Here is a 10,405-nt window from a genome sequence, read left to right on the forward strand (position 1 = left end):
GGCCCTCTCTCCATTCGTCGCTGGAGCCGAATTTCGTGGGAATTATTTCTGCGGATTCCGACCCGGGGGCTTGGGGCCGGTCAGGGAGGGGCCTCTTTGACGAGAGAGACATGCCCCACCGAAATACCGTCAGGGGCAGCCTCTTGGAGGCGGCGATTCTGCTGCAGCGCCTGCACGGCCCACGTCACGTCAAAGGCCTGGGTCGAGTGCAACACGTAGAGGTCCTCGCGGCCCAGGGTGTCGTCCAGCTCGATGGCGCCTGGGAGCAGTGGCTGGGTCGCATCGTAAGGAGCGCCGGCCTCACCCCCGAACGGATGGTAGACGGTGACGGTGCCTCGCGCGTCGCGACCCAGCACTGCGGCAAACCCGCTCGTGGAGGCCTTCACCTCGAAGCGCAGGACATCGTGAGGAACGAGGGGCACGTCGGGTGAGACCGGGCGGCTGCTCTCGCCGACCTTGCGGTGCAGGACCAGCAGTACCGGGCCCTTGGCAGTATACGGACCCTCTGGATCCTCTATGGGAGGAAGGAGCACCAGCACGAGCGCCGCCGCCGCGAGTGCCGGGACGAGCAGCACGGGCCGCCACCACTGCGCCCGCCGCCGTTCTTCCCGATAACGCGCCACCAGGGGCCCCGGCGGGTGCCGTACGAAGAAGGCCCCCGAGTCCGCACGCAGCTCCGCCACCCGCGCTTGCAGCTCGGGAGAGCGGGCCAGCACTGCCTCAATGCGAGCCTTCGCCTCCGCGTCGAGGACATCCGCGAGATATCGCTCCAACATCGCGTCTGTGACGCGCCGGGGTTCAGGCGTCATGAGGAGCTCCGCCGGGTGAGCCGAGCGCTGCGCTTGCGGGCGCGCTCGGCGAACTGGTGGAGCAGGTCGGAGACCTCCTTGCGATCGAGGCCCAGCACCTCGCCGATCTCCTGCATGGAGTAGCCTTCGACGAAGGAGAGGACCGCGGCGGTGAGTGTCTGGGTCGGCTCTCCATCGGTGAGCAGGGAGAGATCCCTCAAGGCCTCGACGCGAGCCATGCCTCCCTCATGCGAGCCAGTCCCCTCTCCCGAGCGCGCGGGGGCCTCGTCCTCTGAAATATCGAATGAGCCCAGCACTCCGGACCAGCGGGAATTTCGCCGCAGCCGGTCCACGGCCTTGTGGGTGGCGATCTGATAGAGGACGGTGAAGGGTGAGGCCTCGCGTCGCAAGGAGTGCTCGCTGCGCATGTAGGCGAGGAAGGTGTCCTGGGTCACATCGAAGGCCTCCTCGTCGTCCCGGAGCATGGCACGCGCGCGGCGGTTGATCGCGGGCCCAAAACGCCGGTACAACGCATCAAGTAGACTCTCACCCGCGTGACCCATCATGTCCTGTTTGGACTGTAAATGAGAGTCTCCGTGGTGGCTAGAGTGCTGGACGGGCGCCCCGGCTTTCGTGGCAGAGTGCCCGGCTCGTGAGAGTCTCCGCCCTGTTTCTTCCGGTTCTGCTGCTCGCCCTGGGGTGCTCGCGCCCCCTCTCCTCGCAGGCCCTGGGGCTCGAGTATGAGCCTCCCTCGGGGGTGAAGTTCACCTCGGAGGAGGCGGGTCCTCCGACGGTGGCCCGCTTTGAAGGAGGGCTGGAGCTGCGCTCGGTGCCAGGGCCGCCGCCCCCGCTGGGCGCCGCCCCGGAAGCGGTGCTGGGCGCGGCGGGCCTGCAGGTGCCGGGCAAGGTGATGAACACTTCTCAGGGGTCGATCACCGCGGGGCCCGTGGCGCGCTACGAGTTCCAGCAGGGCGAGGCGCGCACGCTCGTGTACTTCCTGCCGAGACCCGATCGTTTCGTGCTCCTCACCTTTACCGCCCCGGAGCGCGACTTCGGGCCGCGCTCGGGACGGGTGGAGCGCTCGCTGTCCACGCTGAAGCTGCTGCGCTGAGGCTGCTGTACGCAGTCACGGCGCTAGCGGGATCTCGGCCCGCCGCCGGCCCATTGGTAGCCCGCGGTGGCTCCCGCCCCCACCAACCCCAGCGCAATGCTCTGGCGCCACGGCTTCAGCCGGGAGCCCGGCGACGCGAGCCGGTCCAGCACTGCATGAGCTGCCGCGCCCAGCAGCGTGCCCACCGCGGCTCCTCCCATCGCCCCGAGGAGTGCTCTTCCCCGGTGGTGGCTCCCCTGGAAGGCCCACTCGCCCATGGCCCAGGTGCCCAACCCCGCCAGAGCCGGTGTCGCCACCAGCCCCACGCCCAAGAGGGACACCTCCCACTCCGCCCAGCGCGGGCCTGCATCCTGGGCTCGGACGAAGAGGAGTCGCGAGGGCAACCACCCCGCCACCATGCCCGCGCCGGCTTGGGCCCCCACCTTCCAGGAGCGCTCCTCCCCCACGCGGCTGGTGGCGAACACGCCCCCGAGTGGCAGCAGCGTCAGCGCGCCGTGCGCCACCCAGGCCCCGGTGGAGAGCGGCGCGTCGGTGGGGCCTCGAGCAGGTGGAGCCCCGCCCCGTTCTGGCATCCAGTGGACAGGCGCGGAGTCCGGCTGCGCGAAGGAGGAGGTGGCCCAGAGCAGGAGCCAGAGAAAGACAGCGCTACGGGCCAGGGTGACCAGGGAGATCCGCATAGGGGCTTGCCTGCGCACGCCCCCACAAGTAGGGCGTCCACGGCGGCCAACGGGTGGACACGGTGCCCGCGGATCGCCACTGGTGCTCTGGAACGAGTCCGCGGTCTTGGCCGACCAGCCGACAGACTCTCTGGACGAGCCGTCTCCTGGCGCACGCCTCGAAGTGTCAGCTGTCCTCCATCGCCGGGCTCGGGAGCACCCATTTCAGGCGCCCGGCCCCGGCTCGGGACATAGCTTCCCGCGGTGAACCGCTGCTGGCCCGCACTCCTCCTGGCTTGGACATTCCTGGGCTGCGCCTATCCCAACCACCGGCATGATCTCCGCATTCGGAGCGTGCCGGACGGACCTGAAGGGCTGTCCCAGGCCTTCTTCCAGTCCACGGGCGTGGCGCTGGAGCCGGGCCACCGCGTAGAGCTGGTGCACAATGGGCGCATCTTCGACGCCATCGAAGAGGAGGTGCGTGCGGCGCGCTTCAGCATCCACATCCTCAGCTACATCTGGCGGCCGGGTGGGCCCTCGGATCGATTGCTCCGGGCCCTGCGCGAGCGCCGGCCGGGGGTGGCCTGCCGGGTGCTCGTGGATCCCATGGGGAGCGTGAACTTCGAGGCCGTGGCCTCGGAGCTGGTAGCCATCGGCTGTGAGCCGCGCGTCTTCCGCCCCATCCAAGGCGCCATTGCCTCGCTGGACCTGAGGCGCATGCTGGCGCGGATGCACCGCAAGCTGGTGGTGCGGGATGGAGAGGTGGGCATCACCGGGGGGTGGGGCATCTGGAAGAGCTGGGACGGGGCTGCGCGCAACGCGGACGAGTGGCGCGACACCAACGTCCGGGTGTGGGGGCCGGCGGTTCGGGGCCTGCAGCAGGCCTTCGCGGAGAACTGGCAGGAGGCCGGCGGAGACTTCCTGCCGGCCGCGTGCTTCCCGCCGCAGGCTCCGGCGGGCGAGGCCCGTGCGGGCTTCGTGGCCAGCACGGGGGAGGTGTTCCTCTCGGATGGGAAGAGGATGACGCTGGTGGCGATTGCCGCAGCCCGGCGCCGGCTGTGGATCGCCAACTCGTACTTCATCCCGTCGCAGGACATCAGCGACATGCTCATCCTCAAGGCGAAGGAGGGCGTGGACGTACGGGTGCTGGTGCCTGGGAGACACCATGACGTCGCCCCGGTGCATGCGGCGCAGCGGGGCTCGTACGCTCGGCTGCTCGAGGGCGGGGTGCGCATCTGGGAGTACGAGCTCTCGATGATGCACGCCAAGACGATCCTGGTGGATGATCGGCTGAGCGTCATCGGGTCGACGAACATGGACCCGCTGTCACTGGACGTGGTGGAGGAGGGCTCGCTGGTGGTGGAGGACCCGGCGCTGGCGGCGGAGCTGGAGCGGGACTTCGAGCACGACATGGTGCACTCGCGGGAGATTCACGCGAGTGGTTGGCGGCGGCGCGGGTTGCTCCAGCGGCTGGGGGCGCAGCTCCCGAACCTCATTGGCCGCTACCTGTGAGGCGGCGGTCTCCGTTCCGGTCCGTCGCCTCGGTTCGCGGCCCGGGGCACGCGCGGCGTATGCTGCACGGCACCTGGTTCCATTCGGAGGTCCCCTTTCGTGGCGGTTCCCGCCCCCGCGCTCAGGCAGATGCAGAACTCCTCGCTCTATGCAGGGGTGCTCGGGTCCCGGTGGGCCGGGCTGCCCCCCAGCGTGCGCCGCCTGCACGAGCCCGGAGGTGCCAGGGGCCTGTTCACGATCCGCCGGCGAGCGGGTCCGCTGTCCGCGCTGCTGGGGTGGCTCTCTCGCTTCCCGGCCGCGGGTGAGCAGGTGCCCACCCGGCTCGTGGTCCGGCAGGACGGAGCCGTGCAGCGCTGGGAGCGCAGCTTCGGTGGCCACTTGCTCACCACGGTGCAGCGGGCAAGGGAGGGGGGGCTGATCGGTGAACGGTTTGGCCCCGTGGAGTGCGTCTTCCAGCTGCGTCCCGTGGAGGGCGGCATTGCCTACGAGCAGGTGGGTGCCTGGCTCTGCGTGGGGCCGTGGCGCCTGTCGCTGCCCCGTGTGCTCGCGCCGCGCGTCGAGGCCACGGCCACAGCGGCCTCGGCGGGCATGCGCGTCCAGGTGAAGATCGGCTCCGCGCTGGCGGGCTGGCTGCTCACCTATGAGGGCCTCGTGAGTCCGGAGGAGGAGTCTCCATGAGCACCGCGCTGTGGCTGCTCGCCATCCAGGGAGTGCTGGGCGCGCTCGACACGCTCTACTACCACGAGTGGCGTGCGCGCCTGCCGGCGGGAGTTCCAGGCACCCGGCCCGAGCTGCTGCTCCATGCGGCGCGCGACTTCCTCTATGCGCTCCTTTTCGGGAGCCTGCCCTGGGTGGCGTGGAGAGGAGCGTGGGCGGGAGTGCTCGCGCTCGTCATCGCGACGGAGATCGTCATCACGCTCGCGGACTTCGTCGTGGAGGACCGGGTGCGCCAGCCGCTCGGTGGCGTGTTCCCGGGGGAGCGGTGCATGCACACGGTGATGGCCATCCTCTATGGCGCGGTGCTGGCCCACCTCGCTCCCGTGCTGCTCGCGGCGTGGGAGCTGCCCACGGGGCTCGTCATGGAGCCTGCGCCGGTGTCTCAGGCCTTGCGCGTGGGGCTCAGCCTCATGGCGGTGGGCGTGCTCTGCTCGGGAGTGAGGGATTTCTACGCGGCGCTCCAGCTTCCAGGAGGGCACTGGCCCTGGCACCTGGCCGTGCCTGCCGGGCCGGAGACCTCCGCTCCTTCTGGAGCGAGGCAGGGGTGAGGGCTGTCGGCGGTCCGAGGCTCAGCCCCTCATGATCACGGACAGCACGGCGCCCACGACGACGAAGATGCCACCTATCCCACCGAGGATGAGCGGCATGATCCACACGTTGGCGAAGCTGTGGATGCGCATGTCCTCGGGATTCGCCGGATCGTAGAGGACGACGACGCTCTCGCCCTCCTTGTAGCGCGGCGGGTTGGAGCCCACGGAGGAGACCACCTCCTTGGTGGCCCCCGCCTGCGTCCGGTAGCGCAGCACGGGGTGGTACGACCGGCTGTGGTTCCTGCCGTGGCGCTGCTGGAGGCTGATGACCTCGGCCCGAGCCTCTCGCGCCGTGGCCAGGAAGCGCCTCGTCCGGGTGACCGCGAAGAAGCAGCCCGCCAGGAGCCCCAAGCCTGCCAACACGAAGATAGGACCGATGATCGACACTCAGCGTCTCCTCACCGAAGCAAGCCGCTAGCAGAGCCCAGGTCCGGGCCGTGCGCAAATGAACTCCTTCCGGATGAGCGGAGGACTCGGGAGCCTTGACCGGCTGTTCCCTTGGGCTGACGCTGCTCCCCCGAGGGAACATGATTCGCAAGGACTACATCGAACGGCTCATCGAGCAGTTCGCCGCCGCGTTCGCCGCTTTGTCGAAGCTGCGCCGCGAGCGGCGGGCGGAGGAGGCGCAGCAGTTCATCCGCGACACGGCGCTCTCGGCGCTGGGCATGGAGTACGCCACGCTCACCATGGCGGATGCGGCCTCCACGGCCCGGCTCCTGGGAGACCCGCTGCGGGTGGTGGGGCTGGCCCGGCTGGTGGCCGAGGAGGGAGAGCTCTTCCACGAGCAGGGAGAGCTCGCCCGGGCTGGGGTGAGGTGGGGGCTGGCGCTGGAGCTCTTCCTCGAGGCACGGGAGCTGGGCGCCACGCTCGCAGGTGAGGATGCGCAGGTGTTCGCCGGACTCCAGCAGAAGGTCGAGCCCACGCTGCTCTCCGAGCGCTACCAGCGGCTGCTCGCGGGCTCCGTTACGCCCCCAGGCTCCCGCGACACCTGAGGGGTGTGGCAGGGCCTTGGGGCGAGAGGGATGCGAAGCCGCTGGAGGCCATCGCCCTCAGTGGCGCAGCGGCAGGGAGAACTCGAGATTGAAGCGGGTGCCCGCCTGCTCTGGCTTCACCGCGGCGGCCACCTTGATGAGCTGCTTGCCGCCCTCGCCGGGCACAAGCTGCGCCTCCAGCTTGCCGATCTCCTGCGAGCCACTGAAGAGGAACACGTCGGCGGCCTGCGAGAAGAGGGCTGACATGTCCTGGGCGCTGGAGCCGGCCGGCAGCTGGTCGCGCACCCACAGCGCGAAGCGCACGATGCGGCCGGTGAGGATCTGCGCCGGCAGCGGCATGACGTGGGCGTTGCTGCAGGCCATGGGCACCGCGGAGAGCAGCAGCATGTCCGTGTTGCGGCCGCTGCCCACCCCGAGGATGCCGAGCTCGGACAGGCGCGTCTGCGCGCGGATGGAGAGGAACGCCTCGGTGGGGTAGGCCGAGCCCGCGTCCTTCCCGCTCGAGGGCTCCCACGTGCCCGGCGCGCGCAAGGCGCCTGGCTGTCCGGTGATGCGTGCGAAGCCGCTCGTGGCCTGGAAGCTCGCCGAGAGCATCGCCGCCACCGAGAAGACGGGGCTGGTGAAGCTGGCGCGGTTGAGCGCCCCGCGCCTCTCGCTCGCGGCCACCGTGCGGTTGAGCACCGGGCACAGCCACCGGGTGGAGTCTTCCTTGCGCAGCTCGGCCCAGTCTCCCTGGGTGCCGAGCTTCGCGTCCTCCAGCGCGTTGGGCAGCTCCGCCAGCGTGGTGCCCAACAGCGCGGGCGTCACCGCCACCACCACGGCCACCTGCGCCTCCTCGCCCACCGAGGACAGCCTGCGCAGCCGCGCCACGTCGTCCGTGGCGTCGATGACGAAGCACACATCCGGGCGCTCGAAGGGCTCGGCGTTCACCGCCTCCTCCATCGCCTCCGGCACCTGCGCGGGCTCCACGTCCACCACCTGGAGCGCGATGCCGGACGAGCTGGAGCACTGCTCCAGCAGCAGCTTCAGGCCTCGCCACGCCGCCTCGATGCGCGCCACGGGCTCGGCGGCGAGCAGGTCCTTCGCGGTGTTGATCACCGCCAGCTCGATGGCGTCACGCACCGCCCGGCGCGAGTCGGGGCTCATCCGGGCGGGGCCCGCCGCCTTCGGGGCCGTGGCCTTGATGAAGGCATCCACGCCCGCCTTAGCGGTGGCCGTCGGCGAGGAGGCCTCCGCGCTCGCGAGCAGCTCGCCGACGAGATCTCCCCCTCCTCCGGAGGATGCGGCAGGAGCGCTCGGCGCGGCCGGAGCCTCGGGCTCGACTTTGCCTCCCAGCGCCGCGGAGACGGCGGCGGACAGACGACCGGCACCCACGACTTCGGCGACGCGCGCGGCGCCTTCCTCGGGAGTGAGGGGGCGGGAGGGGTCCGCCTTCATGAACCCCTCGGTGAGCGCCTGGAGCTTCTTGAGCTCGGGCACGGCGGCGATGAGGTCCATCACCTGGAAGGCGCGCAGCTTGTCGAAGGACAGCTCAAACGTCCGATGCTCGGCGCCGCCCAGCCGATCCGGCACGGTGACGCGCAGCCCGGAGGCGGCCTTGGCCAGCTCCGAGGCGAAGGAGTCCCCCGTCAGCAGGAACTTCCGGCCCGAGGGCGAGGCCGTCAATGCCCCCGCCACCCACCAACGCACCCGCGCACCCTCTGTACTCATACTCTGGCTCATGCCCTCTCCTTGGGCCTGGAAGGAATCGAGGGGGCGTACGTTAGCCTGGACCCTGAGCTCGCCAATGGGCCGAAGGGGGTAACGCGGTGCGTTAAATTCCTGCGACCCAGGAGGCTGGCGGGTTGAGTGGAGGACATGCCACCCAGAAGCCTGACTGGGAGTGCTGTTGCGGATCAGCCGCGGGCCCCTGTTAGGATCCGCGAACTCATTGTGACGCACCCTTGGAGGGTCCGCGTGTCCTACGTCCAGCTTCCAGACAGTCCGATCATTGGCCGCAACCTCGTGGGTGGCGAGTGGATTACCCCCACCGGCGCCCCGATGCTCGACGTGCGCAGCCCCTACACGGGCGGTGTCATCGGCCGCATTCCCATGACGCCCACCGCGGCGGTGGCTCCGGTGGTGGAGGCCGCGAAGAAGGCCGCCGAGGGCTGGCGCGCCATGGGCTTAAGGGAGCGCACCTCGCGCCTGCTCCGCTTCCGCATGCTGTTGGAGCAGAACCTGGACAAGCTGGCCAACTCGGCCGCGCGCGAGGCGGGCAAGACGGTGGGCGAGGCGCGCGCCGGGGTGCTCAAGGGCATCGAGGTGTGTGACTACGCCCTCTCCCTCCAGAACCTGGACTCGGGCGGGGCCATGGAGGTGAGCCGCGGCGTCACCTGCGAGTTCAAGCGCGAGCCGCTGGGCGTGGTGGCGGGCATCACCCCGTTCAACTTCCCGGCCATGGTGCCGCTGTGGATGATCCCCAACGCGCTCATGGTGGGCAACGCGTTCATCCTCAAGCCCTCGGAGAAGGTGCCGCTCACCTCGCTCATGCTGGGCGAGCTGCTGATGGAGGCGGGCGTTCCTCCTGGAGTCTTCTCCATCGTCCACGGTGGCAAGGAGGCAGTGGACGGCATCCTGGCGCACCCGGACATCCAGGCCGTGGCCTTCGTGGGCTCCACGGGCGTGGCGAAGCGCGTGTACACGGAGGGCACCGCGCGCGGTAAGCGGGTGCTGGCGCTGGGCGGGGCGAAGAACCCGCTCATCGTCGTGCCGGATGCGGATCCGGTGTTCACGCCGCAGGCAGTGGTGGACTCCTTCACCGGGTGCGCGGGCCAGCGCTGCATGGCGGCCAGCGTGATGGTCGCGGTGGGCGACGTGCAGAACATCATCGACGAGATGGTGCGCCGCGCCGCCGCGATGGAGATGGGCCCGGGCATGGGCGCGCTCATCGATCGCGCGTCGCAGGAGCGGCTGGAGGCGGCCATCGCCAAGGCCGAGGCCGAGGGCGCCAAGGTGCTCATTGACGGGCGCGGCAAGAAGCCCTCGGGTGCGGCGTGGGCCGGCGGCAACTGGATGGGCCCTACCATCCTGGACCATGTGCGTCCGGAGATGGAGGCCGCGCAGAAGGAGCTGTTCGGTCCGGTCATTTCCATCGTGCGCGTGCCGACGCTGACGGCGGCCATGGAGCTGCAGCACTCCTCGCCGTACGGCAACGCCGCCTCCGTCTTCACGACCAACGGCGCGGTGGCCCAGCATGTGGTGGACCACGCCAAGGCCGGCATGGTGGGTGTGAACGTGGGCGTCCCGGTGCCGCGGGAGCCGTTCTCCTTCGGGGGTATCAATGACTCGCGCTTCGGCCACGGGGACATCACCGGGCAGGGGGGCGTGGAGTTCTGGAGCTACCTGAAGAAGGTGACGCGCAAGTGGACGGCGCGCACCGATGGCTCGTGGATGAGCTGAGCCGTAAGGACTTGCTGATCCGGGAGAGGACACCCTCCCGGGAAAGCCGGAGAGTCGATTAAGCTGGGGGTGTGCTTGTACCCCTCTTGCTGCTGACCCCTCTGCTGTGCGCCACGACTCCAGCGGCTTCCTCCCGCGTGGAGCTCGTCTTCGGTGGGGACGTCATTCCGCACGGTGCGGTGAAGCAGGTGGCGCAGGAGCACGCCCGCACTGCGCCGGCTGAGCAGGAGAGTGAGGCACCGCGCTCGCTCAACAATGACGGGTGGGACCATGTCTTCGGGCCCATCGCGGACGTCCTGCGCTCGGCGGACGTGGCGGTGGTGAACCTGGAGACGCCCGTCACGGACAACAAGAAGGCAGTGGCGCGGGAGCTCCTGTTCAACGCTCCCTCGGCCATGGTGCGCGCGCTGGCGGCGGCGGGCGTGAAGGTCGTCTCCACGGGCAACAACCATGCGAGGGATCAGCACCTGAAGGGGATGGTGGAGACGCTCCGGCACCTGGACGATGCGGGGATCCAGCACGTGGGGACGGGAGCTTCGCGGGAGGCCGCCTGGGAGCCGGTGGTGATGGAGGTGAAGGGGGTGCGGCTGGGCTTCCT

The 10,405-nt window shown here is 70.0% G+C and carries 12 protein-coding genes; 7 read left to right on the plus strand and 5 right to left on the minus strand.

The genetic code is table 11. From position 1 onward, the window contains the following. Nucleotides 1–80 precede the first annotated feature (80 nt). Nucleotides 81–809 (minus strand): hypothetical protein, encoded by a 729-nt coding sequence (locus VD972_RS16745; RefSeq protein WP_324988194.1) that lies wholly within the window; start codon nt 807–809, stop codon nt 81–83. Next, nucleotides 806–1,354 (minus strand): sigma-70 family RNA polymerase sigma factor, encoded by a 549-nt coding sequence (locus tag VD972_RS16750; protein WP_324988197.1) that lies wholly within the window; start codon nt 1,352–1,354, stop codon nt 806–808. Before VD972_RS16750 ends, VD972_RS16745 begins: the two co-directional genes overlap by 4 nt. Nucleotides 1,355–1,440: 86 nt before the next feature. Here VD972_RS16750 and VD972_RS16755 point away from each other — a divergent pair, with 86 nt between their 5' ends. Continuing rightward, the gene (locus VD972_RS16755; protein WP_324988200.1) at nt 1,441–1,899 is read left to right on the plus strand and encodes a hypothetical protein; all 459 of its coding nucleotides are present in this window, start codon (nt 1,441–1,443) and stop codon (nt 1,897–1,899) included. A 23-nt stretch (nt 1,900–1,922) separates the two neighbouring features. Here VD972_RS16755 and VD972_RS16760 read toward each other — a convergent pair whose 3' ends face one another. After that, on the minus strand, nt 1,923–2,576 hold the full coding sequence (locus VD972_RS16760) for a hypothetical protein (RefSeq protein ID WP_324988201.1): 654 nt from the start codon (nt 2,574–2,576) through the stop codon (nt 1,923–1,925). 333 nt (nt 2,577–2,909) lie between these two features. Between VD972_RS16760 and VD972_RS16765 the strand changes: the two genes are divergently transcribed. From VD972_RS16765 to VD972_RS16775, 3 genes are all read left to right on the plus strand, one after another. Then, complete coding sequence (locus VD972_RS16765) at nt 2,910–4,067, plus strand: phospholipase D-like domain-containing protein (RefSeq protein ID WP_324988203.1); 1,158 nt, start codon at nt 2,910–2,912, stop codon at nt 4,065–4,067. A gap of 99 nt (nt 4,068–4,166) precedes the next feature. Beyond that, entirely contained in the window at nt 4,167–4,745 is a 579-nt protein-coding gene (locus VD972_RS16770; RefSeq protein WP_324988205.1) for a DUF4166 domain-containing protein, read from the plus strand. Further along, entirely contained in the window at nt 4,742–5,332 is a 591-nt protein-coding gene (locus VD972_RS16775) for a hypothetical protein (protein ID WP_324988207.1), read from the plus strand. The genes VD972_RS16770 and VD972_RS16775 overlap by 4 nt, the downstream gene beginning before the upstream one ends. 21 nt (nt 5,333–5,353) lie before the next feature. Here VD972_RS16775 and VD972_RS16780 read toward each other — a convergent pair whose 3' ends face one another. Next, on the minus strand, nt 5,354–5,761 hold the full coding sequence (locus VD972_RS16780; RefSeq protein WP_324988209.1) for a DUF3592 domain-containing protein: 408 nt from the start codon (nt 5,759–5,761) through the stop codon (nt 5,354–5,356). Nucleotides 5,762–5,901: 140 nt separating this feature from the next. Between VD972_RS16780 and VD972_RS16785 the strand changes: the two genes are divergently transcribed. Then, nucleotides 5,902–6,366 (plus strand): hypothetical protein, encoded by a 465-nt coding sequence (locus tag VD972_RS16785; RefSeq protein ID WP_324988211.1) that lies wholly within the window; start codon nt 5,902–5,904, stop codon nt 6,364–6,366. 57 nt (nt 6,367–6,423) lie between these two features. Here VD972_RS16785 and VD972_RS16790 read toward each other — a convergent pair whose 3' ends face one another. Then, nucleotides 6,424–8,076, minus strand: a complete 1,653-nt coding sequence (locus tag VD972_RS16790; protein ID WP_324988213.1) for a hypothetical protein — start codon at nt 8,074–8,076, stop codon at nt 6,424–6,426. A 246-nt stretch (nt 8,077–8,322) separates the two neighbouring features. On the opposite strand from VD972_RS16790, the gene mmsA reads away from it, so the two are divergent. Continuing rightward, entirely contained in the window at nt 8,323–9,807 is a 1,485-nt protein-coding gene (mmsA, locus tag VD972_RS16795; RefSeq protein ID WP_324988215.1) for a CoA-acylating methylmalonate-semialdehyde dehydrogenase, read from the plus strand. A gap of 71 nt (nt 9,808–9,878) precedes the next feature. Continuing rightward, the coding region (locus tag VD972_RS16800) for a CapA family protein (protein ID WP_324988217.1) at nt 9,879–10,405 on the plus strand (527 nt) is incomplete at its 3' end.

The sequence above is a fragment of the Hyalangium sp. genome, assembly GCF_035629615.1.
In the GTDB taxonomy this organism is placed as follows: Bacteria; Myxococcota; Myxococcia; order Myxococcales; family Myxococcaceae; genus Hyalangium.

Bases quoted from the DNA above. Each gene is read 5' to 3' on its own strand.
- VD972_RS16745 (WP_324988194.1), bottom strand. From the start codon at position 809: ATGACGCCTGAACCCCGGCGCGTCACAGACGCGATGTTGGAGCGATAT.
- VD972_RS16750 (WP_324988197.1), bottom strand. From the start codon at position 1,354: ATGATGGGTCACGCGGGTGAGAGTCTACTTGATGCGTTGTACCGGCGT.
- VD972_RS16760 (WP_324988201.1), bottom strand. From the start codon at position 2,576: ATGCGGATCTCCCTGGTCACCCTGGCCCGTAGCGCTGTCTTTCTCTGG.
- VD972_RS16775 (WP_324988207.1), top strand. From the start codon at position 4,742: ATGAGCACCGCGCTGTGGCTGCTCGCCATCCAGGGAGTGCTGGGCGCG.
- VD972_RS16785 (WP_324988211.1), top strand. From the start codon at position 5,902: ATGATTCGCAAGGACTACATCGAACGGCTCATCGAGCAGTTCGCCGCC.
- VD972_RS16790 (WP_324988213.1), bottom strand. From the start codon at position 8,076: ATGAGTACAGAGGGTGCGCGGGTGCGTTGGTGGGTGGCGGGGGCATTG.